Consider the following 18643-nt stretch of genomic DNA (forward strand, 5'->3'; position numbering starts at 1 on the left):
GCGGGCGCGCGTATCCGGCAGGCGGGCCCCCGCGTCGCCGCCTCGGCGCTCATCCTGGCCCCCGCCCTCGCCCTGGCCGCCCCGGCGCAGGCCGAGCGGACGCCCGCATGCCTCGGTGAGGAGGGCGCCACCGTCGAGGAGGCACGGATCGCCGGGGAGGTCCCGCAGGAGATCCTGGCCAGATCCGGGTTCGCCGCGGACGTGGACCGCTTCACCGAGGAGCTGTGCGCGGCGTCCGGCACGGACGAGGCGGGCGAGATCGTCGGGCGCCACGCCGACGCGCTCTGGCGCAAGGCGGTGGACCGCGTCCGCGGGACCGGGGCCGTCGAGGGGGACCTCAGCGCCGGGGACGACCGGCCGCTCTACTGGGCGCGGCTGGGCATGACCTCGGCCCTGCACCGCTGGGAACCGGGCTTCGAGCTGGCCGGGGCCGACCGCGAGGCTCTCGTGGCCGACATGGACCGCCGCTCCCGCGGCCAGGACGACGCCGGCTTCGCCGAGGACCCGGGCGGCCCCGGGGTGTCCCGCGTCGTCGTGACCGGGTTCGACCCGTTCCAGCTCGACAACGACATCCGCCAGGCCAACCCCTCCGGTGCGGCCGCCCTCGCCCTGGACGGAGCGGTGATCGAGACCGGCGAGGGCGTCGTGGTCGTCGAGGCCATGCTCTTCCCGGTGCGCTGGCGCGACTTCACCGACGGCATGGTCGAGCACGCCCTTCTGCCGCACTACACCGGCGACCGGCCGGCCGACGCGGTCATCACCGTCAGCCAGGGCCGGGACGGCCGGTTCGACCTGGAGGCGCACAACGGCGCCTGGCGCGGCGGCGCCGCGGACAACGAGTCGGTCGGCACGCCGGAGACGGCCCCCATCCCCGAGGGCGTCCCCACCGTCACCCCCCAGCCGCAGTGGTCCGACTCCTCCCTGGACCACCCGTCCATCATCGGGGAGACCGGCGGGGAGCCCTTCCCCGTGGTCGACAACACCCAGGTGACCGAGATCCCGGCGGGCGGGACCGTGCCGGTGGTGCGCCCGGACGGGCCCACGCCCGGCTCCGAGGCGCGGGCCGGGGGCGGGGGCGACTACCTCTCCAACGAGATCGCCTACCGCAACACCCTGCTGCGCGACGCCACCGGCCTGGACATTCCGGCCGGGCACGTGCACACGCCGATCCTGCACTTCGGGCCCGGCGGCGGCGTCACCGACCCCGAGTTCGAGGAGAACCGCGCGGCCATCTCCGGCCAGGTCGAGGCCATCGTCGCGGCCGCCGTCCGACCGTGACCGCCGGGGGCGGGCGTCACCACGGGCGCCCGCCCCCGCGACCCCCGGACCGCCGTCCGGCCCGTCGTGGGGGCTGCGCGGCGGGACGGACGACTGACGCTTTTCACAGGACGTTCACCAGGAGATTCCCACCGGCGAAACGGGGAGGCGGTCCGAGACCCGTGCCGGGCATTTCCCCGGAGGAACGGAACGGCTCCGTCCTCAGTGCACTGTGAAGAAGATGTGTGCGTTTCATGAGGGCATTGACCGGCAGTGCGCGCGGAGGGCAGGATGCTTATGCGTTCCGCTCTGAACTGTGAGTTTCCCGAGCATCGGAAGCCGTGTTTTTCCTCATCCGGACTTCGTTCCGGGGGATGTGGTTCCCTCTGGAAGCCCTGCGGTTGTGGGCATGCAGGACCCGGATTCGCCCCCTGGGTGAGGTCTTGGTAAATTCTTCCGGTCCCGGTGAAAAGGTGGGTAAGTCGAATGCGCGGTCGGGTTCAGCGGTTTATCCGACGTGCGTAGATGTCGTTCCCTGTCCCCTTGTCCATGCGAGGTGATCGGAGAGTGAAACGGAGATGAACATCGGCGCGGACCGGGCGTCCGCGAAGAAGGCGTGTTCCTGACGTGCCGGTCGTCGTTCCGGCGTTCCCTTTCATGCTCCGCCCCGATCCGGGCCCCTGGCCACCGACATCCGACCACAGAACGTCCGATCATCCTGAGGAGACACACGATGTCCGCTGACCGAACGAGTGCGGCCCCCCGACGAGCCACAGCAGCGGCGCTCACCGGCCTGCTCGCCGCGGGACTCGCCGTCGGCCTGCCCGCGACCGCCGCCGCCGGCACCGGGCCCTCGCCCGTCTGCACCTCCGAGGCGCACCCCGAGACCGCCGAACGGCTCGACCAGCGGATCAGACAGGAGGCCGCACTGCGGGAGGGCACCATCGCCGTGGGGGTCTCCGCCTTCGAGGGGGACCTCGTCTGCGAGCTCGGCGCGGACACCCGGTTCGACGCCGCCAGCGTCGGCAAGGTCGTCGTCCTCGGCGCGCTCCTGCGCACGGCCATGGACGAGGGCAGGGAGCTGACCGCACGGGAGCACGAGCTCGCGACCGACATGATCACCGTGTCGGGCAACGACTCCGCGGTCGAGCTCCGCAACCAGCTCGGCCCGGAGCGCATCCAGGGCTTCCTCGACCTCGCCGGGATGGACGACACCCAGTTGCACCCCGAGGGGTACGTCGGTCTGATGAAGATCAACGTCGGGGACCAGCTGACCCTGCTCGACGTGCTGGGCAGCGACAACGACGTGCTCGGGGCCGACGAGCGCGCCTACGCCCGCGGCCTGATGGGCGACGTGACCGAGGAGCAGCGCTGGGGCGTGCCCACCGGGGCTCCGTCGGGCGCCGAGGTCTACCTGAAGAACGGCTGGCTGCCCTACGACAATACCGACACCTGGCGGATCAACAGCATCGGCGGGTTCCGGGACACGCCGGTCGGGGACTACGACGTCGTCGTCCTCACCGACGGCAACGACGGCATGCAGTACGGCGTGGACACCATCGGGTCCGTCGCCGTGGGGGTGCACTCCGTCCTGTCGGGCGAGGGCATGAGCACCCTGTCGCAGCCGACCCGGACCCCCGAAGCGGTCTCCGACGGCTCCGACCGGGCCTGAGCCTCCGGCTCCGCACCTCCTGGACGGTGGACGCGGAGCCGAGGCGTGGTCCGGGCGAGCGGGGCCGGACCACGGGGGCCGTGACCGCGACCGGCCACGGCCCCGGAAGCCGCCCTGCCCGTGCTCCCCACGGGCAGGGCGGCGCCGTCTCCCCTCAGGAACCGGCGGGCGCGCCCGCGCCGCGCAGGTGGGACATGCTGCCGTACAGGTCCTGGAGCCGCCGCACCTCCTCGGCGTCGACGAAGTGCGCGATGCCGCGGCCGTAGTCCTTGGCCGTCTCGACGGCGAACCGCACGGCGGTCTCCACGCTGCGCAGGTCGGTGGCCCCGGTGGCCGACCCGGCCACGGCGGTCTCGGTCACGATGGCCACGCCCACGACCGGCGCGGCGGTGGCCGTCGCCGGCTGCAGGATCGAGTTCACGTGGTAGACGCCGTTGCCGTACGGGGTGATGTCCTGCATGGTCAGCGGCATGACCACCGGGGCGCGGCCGGTGGTGCGGGAGACGATGTCCAGCAGGGTCTCCGGGACGCGGACGATCCACCCGTCGACCACGGCCGGGGTGATGGCGATGCCGTGGTGGTTGCACACCCGGTTGCCCTTGGTGGTGTCCACGGACAGGATCGCGTCCATGGCGGGCAGGACCTCGTGCCGGTTGCTGACGTCCTGGTCCACGACCGACCCCATGAACGGGACCGGGTCGTGGGGCTGGGTCGGGGCGTCGGGGTCGATGTGGGTGGCCACGACGACGTCGCCCGGGAGGGTGTCGCCCCGGCGGCGCATGTCCAGGAGCTTGGCGGCCGCGGCGACGGCGGTCAGGGCGCCGTCGCCGTCGCTGACGAAGCCGATCTGCTCCGGGCGCGCGCCCAGGCCGCCCAGGCGGCCGAGGATGCCCAGGGTGGGGGCCGAACCGCCCGACGACGCGCCGTCGGTGCCGGGGATCGTCACCCGGACGAAGTCGGTGGACCCCCCCTCGCCCGCGACGGTCTCGACGGCGACCTCGCCGTCGGCCGCCCCGTGGCGGCGCAGGTACTCCGCGACGGACGCCCCGTCCGCGGTCGGGGTGTCGAGCAGGTCGTGGGTCTCGATGACGTGGCTCCAGGACATGGGTGCCTCTCTCGGTCGGTGGCGGGCCGCCTGGCCCGGGCGGGCGGTACGACCGGTGCGGACACCGGTCGCGGCGGTCCTTCGGGACGGCGCCGGCCGCGCGTCCGGAGCGCGGCCGACGGGACTGTGCGGGGCGGGGTCAGCCGCCCGCGGCGCGCACGGCGGCCCTCGCCCCGGCGCGGACGGCGTCCACGACGGGGACACCGACCTCGTCGGCGAGCCGGGCGTACAGGCCGATGGTGGTCATGCCGGTGCACGCGAACATCAGGGTGTCCGCGCCCATGGCGACCAGGCGTTCGGCGGCCTCGACCGAGGCGGCGAACCCCGCCGCGGTGGCCAGGTCGCGGGTGCGCCGCACGCCCTCGGGCACGAGCGCGGCCACGCGCGCGGACCCGAGTACGGAGGTGACCGACTCCGGGGTGCGCGTGGTCAGGTCCAGGACGCCGATCCGTGAGCCCAGTTCCAGGGCCCTGCGGGCCGCGGACTCCCCGGCGCCGACCACGGGGACGCCGACCGCGGCGCGCGCCCGGGACAGCCCCGGGTCCGCGGCGCAGCTGACGAGCAGCGCGTCCACGCCGTCCTCGCGCTCCATGCGCACGGCCAGGTCGGCGACCTTGGCCGAGGCGAGCGCGAAGGTCGCGTCGTCGTGCACCCCGTCCGGCTGGTCGGGCAGGCACCGCGAGACGGTGCCCACGCCCAGCTCCTCCCGGATGACGCGGCCGTGGTCGTCCAGCCGCTCCCCGTCGTCGGTGGTGACCACCCGGATGACGCCGATCCTCATGCCGCCGCCTCCGCCCGCGCGTCGAGGGAGTCCAGGACCTCCGAGGCCAGGCGCACGCAGACCGACCGGGCCAGGACCACCGGCAGCCCCGAGGCGGCGGCCGCGCGGGCGCGCATCTCCTCCGTGTAGCCGATGCAGTCCAGCGCCAGGAGGTCGGCGCCCCCCTCGGCGAGGCGCCGCGCGGAGGCGGCGAGCTCCTCCGGGGTACCGGTGTAGGGGGAGCAGGCGTCGGTGAGGACCCGCGCCCCGGAGGGGAGGCGGCGGCCGAACTTCGCCTCGGTGTCCGCCCGCTGCTCGGGCAGGGGGCACACCACGCCCACGCACCCGGTGTCGCCGAGCAGGGCCGCGGCGCCGAAGGCGATCAGCCGGTCCGGGACGAAGAGCGGCTTGGCGTGCTCCAGCTCGGGGAAGGCGCCGGTACAGGCGAGCAGCACCGCGTCGACCTCGCGTTCCAGGTCCGCGAGGACGCCGGGCAGCCGCTCCATGACCAGGGACTCGCCCAGGAGGACGGAGGAGCCGTCGGCCAGGCGGGTGGTCAGAGCGTGGTCGTCCGGCGCGACGGGCCGTGCCTCGATCTCGGCGCGGGTGAGGCCGTCGAGCACCCCGCGCTCGACGACGGCGGCCGTCGGGACCAGGGCGGTCAGCTCCGGCACCAGGTCCGGGCGCGGCGCCTGGCCGATGGTGAGGACTCCGAGACGTGTCATGGTTCCTCCAGGTTTCAGCGGCTGAAGATGGTGCCGACGGAGTGGACGGAGTCGCCCGCGATGAGGCCGGCGCCGACGAGGGCGATCTCCTGCTCGCCCTTCTCGCCGCGGCGGCGCTCCCACACGAGGCGGATCGCCAGCCCGGCCAGGACGAGCCATCCGGCGTTGGGCGTGGCCACGAGCAGGCCGGTGGCGAGCAGCACGCCCATCTGCCGGCGGGGCCCGCCCAGGAACTGCACGACGGCGCCGGGCACGGCCCACAGCGCGAGCTGGAGCAGGACGGACGGGTCGGTCAGGCCGGCCTCGATGGTGTCGGCGTAGACGATCGAGGTCGGCGGCACGGCCCCGTCCGCGAACAGGCCCTGCCACAGCAGCGCGACCATGCCGATCGCGACGGCGAACCCGATCATGGAGGAGAAGAGCTGCTGGCGGCGCCCGTCCAGCTCGTAGGCGGTGTAGGGGCGGCGGTCGCGGCGCAGGACCCAGCCCGCCTTGAAGTCGTAGCCCATGTCCGCGAAGGCGGGGCCGGTGGCCGCGCAGTAGCCGACGAGCAGGGCCAGCGGGACCCCCGGGATGCCCAGGGCCAGGCCCAGGATGAGGAAGATCAGGGTGACCGCGAAGGCGGGGAACCAGCCCGCGTGCATGGCGGCCAGGCCGACGATGAGCTCGTGGACCAGGGCGGCCACGGCGGCGAACAGGACGAACCCGACGATGCCCAGCCAGCTCATGTCCGACCAGATGCCGCCGGCGACCGCGAGCACGAGGGCGCCCAGGGCGAACAGGACGTAGCCCGAGCCCAGGGCCCGGCCCAGCGTGGCCCGGTCGACCGTGTAGGCCAGGGAGGGGTCGTCCTTGGCCGCCCGCTCGCGGGCCGCCTCGCGCTCGGCCTCCCGGCGGCCCTGCCGTCCGGCGAGGATGACGACGATCTGCACCAGGGCGACCACGCCCGCGCCGATCATCACCCCGTGCGGCACGTAGACCGCGTTGAGGTCGACCCCGATCACCGCGGGGGAGTACTGGGCGACGAGCAGGCCCACGGCGAACATCAGCAGCGCCCAGACGTTGCCGATCATCGCGATGCCCGCCGCCGACATCGGCATGCCCAGGAAGGACGCCCCGAGTCCCACGACGCCGCCGCCCACCAGGACGGCGGCCTGGCGCCCGCCCCTGTCCCCGGCCTTGATGGTCTCGGCTGCGGCGACCCCGGGGGGCCAGGCGGCGTCGGCCGGCAGGAACCGGGAGCCGAAGGCCTTGTACAGCACGAACACGTCGATGAGCAGGCCCAGGGACGCCCCCAGCAGCATCGGCCACACCAGGTCCGGCCGGCCGAAGAGGAACGGGATGGCGATCGGGGTGAGCAGCGAGTTCGCCGAGGCGAAGGTCGCGCCCGAGATCGACGACTGGATGAGGTTCTGCCGGTGCGTGTTGCGGAACGACCGCAGCCCCAGGAACCCGGCCCGGCCGATGAGCATGGCGACGACGGCGCCGATGACGCTCGTGTTGGGGGAGACGCCGAGCGTCGTGATCATGTGGATGCCGATGACCGCTCCGAGGAGGCTCACCAGGACGGTGACGATCACGACGACGGGCTCGAACGCCCGCGGATGGCGCGCGCCCTCCGAAGTCTGCGGTTCTGTGGACGAACCGTGTGCCGAGGGTTCCATGTGTGTCCTTCGGGGATGGCTCGCGTCCGGCGGGGACGGAGTGTCGCTGGTCAAAGGCCTGCGGGACGCGGATGCCGTGCCCCGGCCCGTCATGCACAGGCTGCCCCCCGTTCACCCGTCGGGGCAAAGGTTTCCCACTATGTGGGAGTTAAGATCACATTGCGATCCCTTGGAACAGGGGCCCCGGATCCGCGGCGCGCATAGGGTGAGCCCCATGTCCACCGGTCCCACGGAACGCACCGGCCCCCTCCAGACGGTCGACCGCGCGCTCGACGTCCTCCTCAGCTTCGACGAGTACCGGACGAGCTGGGGGGTCATGGAACTCGCCGAGGAGTTCGGCCTGGCCAGGTCGACCGCCCAGCGGCTCCTCGCCTCCCTCGCCGGCAAGGGGTTCCTGCGCGCCGACCCCGACACCCGCCGCTACGGCATGGGCCCCGCCATGTGGCGCATGGCCGGGCTGTGGGAGCGGTCCGGCGGTCTCTCCGCCCTGGCCGAGCCCCTGCTCGCCGAACTGGCCCGCGCCAGCGGGCGGACCTCCCTGTTCTGCGTCCCCGACGGGGCCCACGTGCGCTGCATCGCCGCCGTCAGCGGCTCCGAGGGGCCGCGCCGGTCGCACCCCTTCGTCGACGAGCTCTACCCCGCCCACGCGGGAGCCACCTCCCGCGCCTACTTCGCCTTCCTCGACCCGGCCGAGCGCAGGGCCCTGCTGGCGGGCCGCCCGTCCGCCCGCTTCTCCGACCTCACGCCGTTCGACGAGCGCGAGGTCGAGGAGCTCTTCGACACGGCCGTCGAGGAGGGGTATGCGATCTCCCAGGGCGAGTACGACGCCGCCTCCCGCGCGCTCGCCGTCCCCGTGTTCGGCGGCAAGCGCCCGGTCGGCTCCGTGTCCCTGGTCGAGAACAAGCACTCCGACCACGACGACGACCTGCTCGACCACCTGGCGCCGCTGCGCGCCTCCGCCGACGAGCTCACCGGGCTGCTCTCCAACCGGCGCCCGGCACCGCCCACCCGCAGGTGGAGACGGGGGCACGGCTCCCGCCCCTCCCCGCGCCCGACCACTCCCTGAAGGGGGACCATGCCCGAGCTGCTGCTCCTCTCCAACTCGACCAACCACGGCCGCGACTACCTCGACCACGCGTGGACGGACGTGGAGGCCTTCCTCGACGGCCGCGACGAGGTCGCGTTCGTGCCGTTCGCCGGGGGCGACCACGACGCCTACACCGCTTCGGTCGCCGAGGCCTTCGCCGCCCGCGGGGTCCGGGTCACCGGGGTCCCGGCCGACGCCGGGGCCGCGCGCGTCCTCGACGGCGCGCAGACGGTCTTCGTGGGCGGCGGCAACACGTTCCGCCTGGTGGCCACCCTCCAGCGCACCGGGATCATGGGGGAGCTGCGCGACCGCGTCCTGGCGGGCCTGCCCTACATGGGGGCGAGCGCGGGCACCAACATCACCGCCCCCACGCTGCGCACCACCAACGACATGCCCATCGTCGAGCCGGAGTCGTTCGCCGCGCTGGGGTTCGTGCCGTTCCAGATCAACCCGCACTACCTGGACGCCGACCCGCGGTCGACGCACAACGGCGAGACCCGCCTGACCCGGCTGACGGAGTTCCTGGAGGCCAACGACGTCGACGTGCTCGGCCTGCGGGAGGGCGTCCACCTGCGGGTGGAGGGCGCGGGGACGGACGTGGTCCGGGCGACTCTCGGCGGCGCCGCGGTGCAGCCGGACGCTCCGGGCCCGGCGATCGTCTTCCGCCGCGGCACGGAGCCCTTCGAGGTGTCGGGCGAGGTGACCGACCTGTTCGCCCGCACACCCCGCTTCGACCACCCTGTCTGAGGCGGGCGGCGCGGGGGCTCCTCCGCCGCTTACCTGACACCGGGCGGGCCCCGACCGGCGGCGGAGGAGCTGTCGGCGGGCCGCCCGGCACGCACGCCCGGCGGCGGGCGCGGCCCGTGCCGTCAGGCCAGACCGGCCCTGCCGAACAGCGGGGCGTAGCCGGACGGCAGGTGGCTCAGGAGCTGGTTCAGCTCCCCGCCGGAGACGTTCTCGGCCACCGCCGTCAGGACCGCCCCCGCGTCGTGCCTCGCGGTGTCCTCCCGCGAGCCGGTCCGCTCCGCGACGCGGCGGCAGAACTCCTCGGTTCCGAAGGCGTGGGCCCCGGGCTGCCCGGCTTCCCGGAGTTCCGCCCCCAGCGGGTCCGGGAGCTGCGCGGCCAGCTTGTCGACGGACTCGTCCGGCAGGCGGGTCGCGAGCACGGCGAGCACCTCCTCCGTCACCTGCGCCGCCTCGCGGTTGTCCTGGTACTCCCCGAGCTCGCGTACCTCGGCCACAAACTCGTCGTAGCGCATGGTCCACCTCGCCTCACATCGGAGTCGGAACTGTTCTCCCTGTACGGGCCCCTGCCCGGGCGGGCGGGGGCCGAACCGCCTTCGCTCCGCGCGCTCGCTCCGCACCGGGTACGGGCCGGCCGGGGGCGGACCCGTGGGCCGCGGCGTTGCGCGCCCGGTCTCCCGCCGTTCCGGGCGATGCTTGTCCTGCGGCACGCGGCCGGGGACGGGCGGGAGCCGCCGGGGGCGGGGAGCACGAACCCCCTCCTGAACGGGGAAGGCACGTCGACCCGCGGCGCCACCGTGTCCGGGGCCCGGGGACCCGACCCGCCCGGAACCGTGTCCGGCGGCGTCGCCGTGCCCGGCCGGACGTGCGGCCCCGGGCCCGACGGGGCGTGCGCGCCCCGGGGACACCGACCACCTGGAGGAGACGGTGAGCACCACGCCGACGGACGACATCGCCGTCCACTACCGATTGACGCCCGCCGAGGTCGAGGAGATCGGGATGGCCCTGCGGGAGGCGGAACCCTGCGGGCCCCCGCCCACGGATCCCGCGTTCTACGAGCGCAACTGGGCGCTCCACGACTCCCTGCCCCGCGGGCTCCGCCTGTTCCTGGAGCGGTTCCGCCGCACGGAGGAGGCCGCAGCCTGCTGCGTCCACGGGTTCCCCGTGGACGACGGGACCGTCGGCCCGACGCCCCGGCACTGGAGGGGCGCGGACACGGGCCCGACCCGCCCGCAGGAACTCTTCCTGGCCATGTGCGCCCTCGCCCTGGGGGAGCCCTTCACCTGGTCCACGCTCCAGGAGGGCCGGATGGTCCAGGACATCCTCCCGGTCCGAGGGGACGAGCTGCACCAGAGCGGCCACGGTAGCGAGGCCCTCCTGGAGTTCCACACCGAGGACGGGTTCCACCCCGGCCGTGCCGACTACCTGATGCTGTTCGGGATCCGCAACCGGGACGACGTCCCGACGATCCTGTCCTCGGTGCGGGACGTGAAGCTGGACGCCGCGACCGCCCGGGTGCTCTCCGAGCCGCGTTTCCTGATCAGGCCCGACGACGAGCACGTGCGGCAGCTGCGGGCGCACCACCCCGACCACCCCGCGCTGGAGCGCGTGCTCGGGATGCGGGACCGGCCGCAGCCCGTTCCCGTGCTGTTCGGCGCGGACGCGGCGCCGTACCTGCGCATCGACCGCCCGTTCATGCGATGCGTCGGCGACGATCCCGTCGCCGAGCGGGCGCTCGACGACCTCATGGAGGAGCTGGAGCGCGTGCAGCACTCCGTCGTGGTCGGCCCCGGGACGCTGCTGGTGGTGGACAACCACCTGGCCGTCCACGGCCGCAAGCCGTTCCGCAGCCGCTACGACGGCACCGACCGCTGGCTGAAGCGGATGGTCGTGAGCCGCGACCTCCGCAAGTCGGCCGCGCACAGCATGCCGGAGAGCCGCAGGGTCCTGGCCTGACCGGCCGGACCGCCGGGAGCGCGCGCCCCGCCTTCCGGCCGTGCGCGCATCCCCGTCAGCGGGCCTGGGGACCGCCGCGTACGCGGCGGGGCCGTCGGCCGTGCCCTGCGTGAAACGGGTCGGGTACCACCGCCAGAAGGGGGCGGAGAACCGCCCGGAGCGATCGGCCCCGTGTCGTCGCCGTGGGATACAACGGACGGATCCGCGTTCCACGACCGTCGTGAGGTACACCCGATGCGCCTTCCCGCCCCGCCCCTGCCCCCGGTCGACGACGCTGTGCGCGTGCACGGCATGCCGCTGGTCCGCACCGACCACGGCGACGACGACGCCCGGGACGTCGAGGACTGCACGGGCCCCGACACCGGGGCGAGCTTCCACGGCACGGAGTGCCCCGTCGAACGGCAGGGGAGCAGTGGTGACAGGAGAAGTGCGGGTCCTCGAACTCTTCCGTTTCGCGGACCCGGTGCAGGGCGTCGCCGTCGAGGTCGAGCTCCCGGCCCCTCGGAAAGGGGGGCAGGAGTGCTTCCTCGGCGCCCGCCTCGTGCTGGAGAGCGGCTTCGTCAACGGTCGGCTCGCACTGGCGCTGTCGTCCGGGGACCTGGACGACTGGGAGCGCTGCCTGGACGACCTCCACGCGGAGAAGCGGGCCGTATGGCCCAGGGGCGACCGTACCGCCTGGCTGGAGGTGGTCCCCGCAGACCCGGTGGAGGTGACCGTGCACGACATGCCCTCGACGCAGATCGCGGTGCGCATGCCGATCGACGCCGCCGAGGACTGGCTGGAGGAGAACCGGGCGCGGCTTGACCGTGTCCGCGAGGCCGTCGGGCGGTGAGGCGCCGCCGCTCTCCTGGAGAGAGGCGGCGCGTGCCGGGAACATTGCCGGCCACCCGAGTCCGGATTCCGGAGCTGGTCCATAACTGCACCGCGGTTCCCACGGGCCGCAGTGCCCCTGTCTGAGGAGGATCAGGAAAAGGTCTTTCGTGCTTCTGGTGGGCCTCGGACCCCGAAACGGGGGAGGAGGGGCCGCGTACGGTCCTGGCCACCATCGTCGGTGAGGGTGTCAAGACCCTGGTCGAAATCACCGTCGACGCCGCCACACAGATCGACGCCGGCACCCTGGATCGGGGCGATTTGCCCGACGGTCCGTCCCGACCTGGGCCGACGGTACTGAGCGATGCGGTCATCGCCACCGACGACCACCCCTTCCGGGTCCCCCGCTGGGTGAGTGGGCCGACGCCGTCGACCTGATCCCCGGGGTGTGGTTCCTGCCCTCGGAGGGAACTCTGGTCCAGGTCACTGGCACCAGAGTCTGGACCGAATCGGAACGGGACTACAACCTCACCCTGCAGGACCTCCACACGTACTATGTGGTGGTGGGCGAGACGCCGGTACTCATTCACAATTCTGGGGGATGCCCAACTGGGGCCCGCGGTCTGCGGACGGCAAGTTCTCGAAGCGTAATGGCGAGCCTGGGCGTGATGGCGCTGCGGATGAAGCAAACGCCTGGGATCAGCTAAAAATGGCCGGCGCAGTGGTCATGCGCAACGAAACTTTAGTTTCCCCACCAGGAATGCGAGTCCGCAAGTATGACGGCGCGGTTGAGATCAACGGTCGGCGGTGTGGAATAGAGATTGAGGGAGGAACTGTCAGGAAGAATCCTCGGCAACGGCAATTTGATGATTGGCTCAATGCGCCTGGCAATGCAGTGGAAACTAGCGATGGCCGTACGCTTTTCGGGGCCCACGATGCGTGGATGGATCGGTCGACCCCACAGGAGATCTGGCCGGACTGCGGTACCGTATCCGCAGCTCAGTGCTGCGAGTCGGCCACGGCTCGCGACTTCGGGAGAGGTGGTGGCGATGAGTTTCGATTTGATTTTTTGGTATCAAAAAGTGGCCCCGGCATCAGGGGAGGTCGCTCAGATCTACGATCAGTTGACGGATGGAGTTGCCGGTATCGTCGAAGAGAGTTCAGCTGTCGAGGAATTCTATCGAGCTGTGATCTCCGAATTTCCAGATCTAAGCGAAGAAAATATGGAGGAGTCTCCGTGGGCCTCTCCTCTCTATGTCACTGGAGAGTGCGTCATTGCCGCCATCTCCTGGTCGCGTTCCAGTGAAGTTTCTTCGGTGTTGCTCGGCTTGGCGTCGACGCACGGGCTGACTGCGTATGACCCCCAGGGTCAAGTGGTCTACGGAAATTCCGGAGACAGCTTAAACCGCTGATGAATTGGCGGAGGAGCGCATACCGCGGACAGCGCGTCAGTTACCGCTGCACAGGTGCTTGACGGCAACGTCAGCGGACGACGGCTGAGACTGGTGGGTCGTCGGGGTCGTTGCCGGTGGGCCGGAGGGCGTTGCCGAGGATGTCGATGGCCCGGCGCTGGAGGCGGAGCCGGACGTGGGCGTAGACACCGGCGGTGACGCCTATGTGGGCGTGGCCGAGAAGTTCCTTGATGACGACGAGGTCGATGCCCTGTTCCAGGAGCAGGGTGGCGGTCGAGTGTCAGAGGTCGTGGAAGCGGATCGTCCGGAGTTCTGGGCGGTGGAAGCGGCGGGTGATGTTGGTGGGGTCGAGCGGCCTGCCCTTCGGGGTGGTGAAGATGAGTCCGTTGTCCGTCCAGCCTGCCGTTCCTGGTGGATCTCGAGCGAGTTGATGCATTCGGTGGGGAGGACGATGCGGCGCTCGGAGGCCAGGGTCTTGGCGTTCAGGACGGTCAGACCCTGGCTGCGGGTGCGTTGGAGGGAGCAGTGGATGGTGGCGGTGCCGCCAGTGAGGTCAAGGTCTTCCCAACGCAGGCCGAGGAGTTCGCCCTTGCGGAGTTCGGTGCGCAGGGCGAGTTCGAACAGGGCGTGCAGCCAGTGATTGCGCACGACGGTAAGGCACTGGCGGGCTTCGTCGGCGGTGAGGGGTTCGAAGCGTCGGGGCCGTGGGGTGCCGGTGCGGGCGACGTTGCGCGGGATCTCTCCCTCGCGGACGGCGTGTTCCAGGGCGGACTTGAGCACCGAGTGGATGTAGGTGGGCGTCAGCGGGGAGAGCAGCTGCTCGGCGAAGCGGATGACGAGCCTGGACTTGATCGGCGCCGCGAGCGCGCCGTCGACGTAGGCGGAGAAGGCGGCGACGCTGCCCCTGGCCCCGGGCTTGACCGCGTACACGGCGCTGGTCCCGTACAGGGCGCGCATGGAGTCCAGGAACCGCTTGCGCTCGGAGCGATGGACACCGACGACATGGCGCAGCGCCGACCTGCCGCGGACGAGGAAGTAGTCGACCCCGGCGGTCTTGAGGGCGTCGGTGACCAGGCGCAGGTTGTGCTCCGCGGCCCGGGAGGCGGTGAATCGGTCCACGACCCGGCCCAGGAGCTCGGCGCCGTCCAGGGGCAGGGAGCGCAGGGCGGGGTCGCCCTCGAGGAGCACGGAAGGGGTAGGAGGCTCATATGTGCACAGAGGTGACGAGTGAGGCGTCTGATCCGTTGACGTGGAGCGGCGAGAAGTTGCCTCAGATGTGAAGACGTACCGGAGATGCTCGCATAACGCTCTTTGTTGATGACCGAGGGTTATGGCTTGGAGGTTCGGCAGCTTCGAGGCTCGGGGTGTGGACTGTTCGAGTGGTGCCGCCTCGGTGGGTCGGGGTGGTGAGTCGGCGGTCCGGCCTGCGATTTCCGGTTTCTCGTGGTTCCTCTTTCAGGAAGTGTCGACAGAGGCTTCGCCGTCGGCGTCGATGTGCGGAGTCACTCTGGGTCATAGTGGCCGGATCCGGCCAAACAGGTTTGGTGCCAGCTCAAGCCCTCGAAAATCGCGGGCGCGAAGCTTCGGGTGCTCTGGTGGACTCTGAGGCACTTGTTTGGATCTGAGGGCTCCAGTAGCTTCTGTCTCGTTTGAGGTAGCTGTGACTGGGTTCCGCATGGTGCGGTGTCCCGTTGGACAACAAAAGACAGGCATCCCCCATGCATCCCCCCTTGACCCGGGCGACGGCGGTCACCGCTGCCGCGATCCTCGCCCTGTCACTGCTCACAGCACTGCCCGCGGCAGCGGACGAGGACGACCCCACCACGTCCGCCGGTGAGGATTCCCCGAGCGAGGAGTTCGACGCCCTGGAGCTGGCCCGGGAGACCGGGGAGCGGGTGGAGATCCCGTCTCTGACGGACGAGAAGACCCAGCACTTCGCCAACCCCGACGGTTCCCTGACCGCCGAGACCCACGCCGTCCCGGTACGGGTGCGCTCCGAGGACGGCTGGATCGACGTCGACACCACCCTGGTCACCACCGACGACGGGCTCGTCCGACCCAGGGCCGCGGGGATGGACATCGCCTTCTCCGGCGGCGGCGACGCCCCCATGGCCAGGATCGGGATCGGCTCCAACAGCGTCGCACTCGACTGGAACGGCGACCTTCCCACCCCCACACTGGAGGAGGACCGGGCCACCTACGCCGACGTCCTCCCCGACGTCGACCTGGTGCTGACCGCCGGGACCGAGGGCTTCACCCAGGTCCTCGTTGTGCACACCCCCGAGGCCGCGACCTCCCCCGACCTGGCCGAGTTGGAACTCGCCCTGGCCGCCGACGGCGTCACGATGAGCGCCGACGAACACGGCAACATCGAGGCCCTCGGTGACGAGGGCGGGCACAGCGTCTTCACCGTCCAGGCCCCGGCCATGTGGGACTCCACCGGCCACGACGAAGCTCTCGGTGAAGACCCCATGGTGGCCCCCACCAGCGGGGCGCGCACCGCCCTCGTCGAGACCTCGATCGGTGTGGACTCCATCCGGTTGGTCCCCGACCAGGAGATGCTGGTCGACGACACCACCGAGTTCCCGGTCTACATCGACCCCTCGGTCAGCGCGAGCCGCCCCAACTGGGCCTATGTCGACAAGGCGTACCCCTCCGTGGCGTACTACAACACCAAGGAGGCCGACGTCGGCGTCGGCCGTGTGGAGTGGGACCAGGACTACACCAAACGTCTGTTCTTCCAGTTCTCGGTCATGGCCCGTACCGACCACCCGAACACCATCATCAACTCGGTGACCCTGCGCGCCCAGGTCGAGTGGGGATGGGACTGCACCAGCAACTCCTACATCGAGCTTCACCGGGTGGACGCGTTCAACAGCAGGACCACGTGGAACAACCAGCCCACGGCCCGCACTCTCCAGGACACTCAGAACGTCAAGGGCGGCTGGGCCACCTGCCCCAAGAACAGCGGGGTGGAATTCGACGCGTTCAACGCCTACCAGTGGGGACTGGACAACAACGCCTCCCACATCCACCTGCGGCTGAAGGAACGCAGCGAGGCCGGCACCACCGCGTGGCGACGCATCAACACCAAGAGCACGCCTCCGGTGCTGGTGATCAACTACAACCACCCGCCCGAGAAGCCGGTCACCTCGACCCTGTCCGACTCCCTCGGCGGTGCCTGCTCGACGGACAAGACCAACCCCCGGCTGGTCAACAGCACCGAGGCCATCCTGCGCGGCCAGTTCCGCGACCGAGACTCCTACTGGGTCGGCCAGCAGGTCAAGGGCCAGTTCCAATGGAAGGTCGACGGCGCCGAGACGAACCTGGGGACCTCGGACTCGGCCTACGTCACCGTCGCGAAGTGGTCCGGCGGCAGCTACCGGTCGGTGGCGGCAGCGGGCCTGCCCGAGAACGAGCTGATCGCCTACCGGGCACGGGGACACGACCAGTCGAACTGGGGGCCCTGGTCCTCCTGGTGCTACTTGACGATCGACACCACCAAACCCGAGAGCGGACCCGCTGTGGTCTCCACCGACTACCCGGCGGGAGACATCGTCCACGGAGCGGTGGGCCGTACCGGCGACTTCACGTTCTCCAACAACGGCGTCGCCCAAGCAGTGGCCTACCACTACAGCCTCAACGACGCCTCCTGCTCCACCCGGATCGACCTCGACACCCCGGGCGCGACCGTGACCGTGCCGATCACTCCGCGCCGAGACGGTCCCAACCTGCTGCACGCCCGCACCACCGACGCCTTCGGCAACTCCTCCGGGTGCGTGCTCGTGTACACCTTCACCGTCGCGCCGCCCTCGAACCCCGTCGCCCGTTTCCCCCTCGACGAGGGGCAGGGCACCACGGCCGCGGACTTCGTGCACGACGGCCGCGTCGCCACAGCATCCGGTGCCGTGGACTGGACTCGGGGGCGCGTCGGTGAACGCCGTGGACAGGACTACAGGCTCGAGAACGCCGGCCTGGACACCGTCAGCGGTGAACGGCTGACCACCGAGGATCCGGTCATCGACACCGACGACGCCTTCACGGTCTCCGCCTGGGTCCGCCTGGACGTCCAGCCCGGCCGTGCCTACACCGCCCTCGCCCAGGCCGGAGACCGGCACAGCGGCTTCTACCTCGGCTACCAGCACACCGACGGCGGCCGGTGGATCTTCAAACAGGCCCCCTACGACGGAGACGGCACTCCCATCTCCGAACGCGTTCTGTCCCTGGAACCGGCCCAGGTCGGGGTGTGGACCCATCTGATGGGCACCTACGATCCCGCAAGCGGTGAGCTCACCCTGTACGTCGACGGCGTCGAACAGGGCACCCACATCCAGGAGACCGCGTGGAACGCCCAGGGGCCGTTCGTGATCGGCGGCGCGCTGTACCGGGGTACCTACCACGACTTCTGGCCCGGAGCCATCGACGACGTCCGTGTCTGGGACCGTGTCCTCACCGACGAGGTTCCGGAGGAGACAGAGGACGCGCGATCGGAGATCTGGGAGCTGGCCAACCGCCCGGCCGCCCTGGAAGGGCGCTGGAAACTGGACGAGTACGACGGCACCGTGGTCGCCGATTCCTCCGACCACGGGCTGGACGGCACACTCCACGGTGACCCGCTCACCGCCTGGAACCACGCACTCAACGACGTGACCTTCGCGCCCGGCGTGAGCCTGGACCGCGGGGCACAGGAGCACATCTCGACCGAAGGCCCGGCCGTCCGCACCGATCGCAGCTACAGCGTGGCGGCCTGGGTCCGCCTGGACGAGGTCGGCGCGAACACCGCCGCGGTCGCCCAGGACGGCAACGACCACAGCGGGTTCACCCTCGCCTACCAGCACACCTATGAGTGGAACAACTGGGTGATGAAGCTGCCCCCTGAAGACCGGACCGGAGCCACAGGGTGGCACCGGGCCCTGTCCGATCACGCCCCCGAGTTCGGCCGCTGGACCCACCTGGTCGCGACCTATGACCACACCTCGGGCGAGGTCACCCTCTACGTCGACGGGGTCGAGAACGGCACGGCGGAAGTGCCGGCCGCTTGGCACGCCGACGGGCCGGTCGTCATCGGCGGCGGACGCTTCGAGCAGCAGTTCGCCGACGCCTGGATGGGCGATGTCAGTGACGTCCACCTCTACCAGGGCGTGCTGTCCCAAGCCGACATCAACAACGTCTACGACGGTTTGATTCCGACAGGGGCTTCCTGAAATGTGACCCATTTCTGAAGTCTCACAACACCACCCCCTTTCCCTCAGATAGGCAGCCCGATGGCAGCGACGACCATCGGGTTCGGAGGCCCCTGTGTCTGCAACCCCTTCCACTGACGATTTCAACGCGATTCCCAACGAGCAAGAACGGCCGAAGCAGCTTGCTCCCCAGCTTCGTAAATGGCTCTCCGGGCTCGTTTCCGCTGCCGTCATGGTCGCTCTGCTGTCGGTCTCGTCAGCACAGGCC

At 71.1% G+C, this 18643-nt stretch carries 15 protein-coding genes; 8 read left to right on the top strand and 7 right to left on the bottom strand.

The window, feature by feature from the left end:
• Positions 1-12: 12 nt before the first annotated feature.
• A complete protein-coding gene (locus OUQ99_RS11915; protein ID WP_431061523.1) occupies positions 13-1278 on the top strand; it encodes a pyroglutamyl peptidase in 1266 nt (421 codons plus the stop codon).
• Between the two features lie 712 nt (positions 1279-1990).
• On the top strand, positions 1991-2929 hold the full coding sequence (locus tag OUQ99_RS11920) for a serine hydrolase (RefSeq protein WP_267949500.1): 939 nt from the start codon (positions 1991-1993) through the stop codon (positions 2927-2929).
• A 154-nt stretch (positions 2930-3083) separates the two neighbouring features.
• Here OUQ99_RS11920 and OUQ99_RS11925 read toward each other — a convergent pair whose 3' ends face one another.
• The 4 genes from OUQ99_RS11925 to OUQ99_RS11940 all read right to left on the bottom strand — a co-directional run bounded on the left by OUQ99_RS11925 (position 3084) and on the right by OUQ99_RS11940 (position 7183).
• Complete coding sequence (locus OUQ99_RS11925) at positions 3084-4034, bottom strand: DUF1177 domain-containing protein (protein ID WP_267949501.1); 951 nt, start codon at positions 4032-4034, stop codon at positions 3084-3086.
• Between the two features lie 139 nt (positions 4035-4173).
• Positions 4174-4815, bottom strand: a complete 642-nt coding sequence (locus OUQ99_RS11930; protein WP_267949502.1) for an aspartate/glutamate racemase family protein — start codon at positions 4813-4815, stop codon at positions 4174-4176.
• The gene (locus tag OUQ99_RS11935) at positions 4812-5519 is read right to left on the bottom strand and encodes an AroM family protein (protein WP_267949503.1); all 708 of its coding nucleotides are present in this window, start codon (positions 5517-5519) and stop codon (positions 4812-4814) included. Before OUQ99_RS11935 ends, OUQ99_RS11930 begins: the two co-directional genes overlap by 4 nt.
• Before the next feature lie 14 nt (positions 5520-5533).
• Positions 5534-7183, bottom strand: coding sequence for an OPT/YSL family transporter (locus OUQ99_RS11940; protein WP_267949504.1), 1650 nt, complete (start codon positions 7181-7183; stop codon positions 5534-5536).
• 214 nt (positions 7184-7397) lie between these two features.
• Between OUQ99_RS11940 and OUQ99_RS11945 the strand changes: the two genes are divergently transcribed.
• Positions 7398-8249: an IclR family transcriptional regulator gene (locus tag OUQ99_RS11945; protein WP_267949505.1), complete on the top strand. Its 852-nt coding sequence runs from the start codon at positions 7398-7400 to the stop codon at positions 8247-8249.
• 9 nt (positions 8250-8258) lie between these two features.
• Positions 8259-9017, top strand: a complete 759-nt coding sequence (gene pepE / locus OUQ99_RS11950; protein ID WP_267949506.1) for a dipeptidase PepE — start codon at positions 8259-8261, stop codon at positions 9015-9017.
• A 122-nt stretch (positions 9018-9139) separates the two neighbouring features.
• Here the strand turns inward: pepE and OUQ99_RS11955 are convergent, their stop codons facing one another.
• Entirely contained in the window at positions 9140-9529 is a 390-nt protein-coding gene (locus tag OUQ99_RS11955; RefSeq protein ID WP_267949507.1) for a DUF2267 domain-containing protein, read from the bottom strand.
• Positions 9530-9941: 412 nt separating this feature from the next.
• Here OUQ99_RS11955 and gntD point away from each other — a divergent pair, with 412 nt between their 5' ends.
• The 3 genes from gntD to OUQ99_RS11970 all read left to right on the top strand — a co-directional run bounded on the left by gntD (position 9942) and on the right by OUQ99_RS11970 (position 13192).
• Positions 9942-10970, top strand: a complete 1029-nt coding sequence (gene gntD / locus OUQ99_RS11960) for a guanitoxin biosynthesis L-enduracididine beta-hydroxylase GntD (protein WP_267949508.1) — start codon at positions 9942-9944, stop codon at positions 10968-10970.
• A gap of 415 nt (positions 10971-11385) precedes the next feature.
• Positions 11386-11802 carry a DUF5959 family protein gene (locus OUQ99_RS11965; protein WP_267949509.1) on the top strand — a complete coding sequence of 139 codons (417 nt, stop codon included), beginning with the start codon at positions 11386-11388 and terminating at the stop codon, positions 11800-11802.
• 1027 nt (positions 11803-12829) lie between these two features.
• Positions 12830-13192, top strand: a complete 363-nt coding sequence (locus OUQ99_RS11970; RefSeq protein ID WP_267949510.1) for a hypothetical protein — start codon at positions 12830-12832, stop codon at positions 13190-13192.
• A 70-nt stretch (positions 13193-13262) separates the two neighbouring features.
• Here OUQ99_RS11970 and OUQ99_RS31670 read toward each other — a convergent pair whose 3' ends face one another.
• Together OUQ99_RS31670 and OUQ99_RS31585 are read right to left on the bottom strand one after the other, a co-directional pair.
• A complete protein-coding gene (locus OUQ99_RS31670) occupies positions 13263-13457 on the bottom strand; it encodes a hypothetical protein (RefSeq protein ID WP_431061524.1) in 195 nt (64 codons plus the stop codon).
• Positions 13394-14380, bottom strand: coding sequence for a tyrosine-type recombinase/integrase (locus OUQ99_RS31585; protein ID WP_344178570.1), 987 nt, complete (start codon positions 14378-14380; stop codon positions 13394-13396). The genes OUQ99_RS31670 and OUQ99_RS31585 overlap by 64 nt, the downstream gene beginning before the upstream one ends.
• Before the next feature lie 530 nt (positions 14381-14910).
• On the opposite strand from OUQ99_RS31585, the gene OUQ99_RS11985 reads away from it, so the two are divergent.
• Complete coding sequence (locus OUQ99_RS11985) at positions 14911-18396, top strand: LamG-like jellyroll fold domain-containing protein (protein ID WP_267949511.1); 3486 nt, start codon at positions 14911-14913, stop codon at positions 18394-18396.
• Positions 18397-18643 lie beyond the last annotated feature (247 nt).

Source organism: Streptomonospora nanhaiensis, assembly GCF_026642255.1.
GTDB classification, from domain to species: Bacteria; Actinomycetota; Actinomycetes; order Streptosporangiales; family Streptosporangiaceae; genus Nocardiopsis; species Nocardiopsis tropica.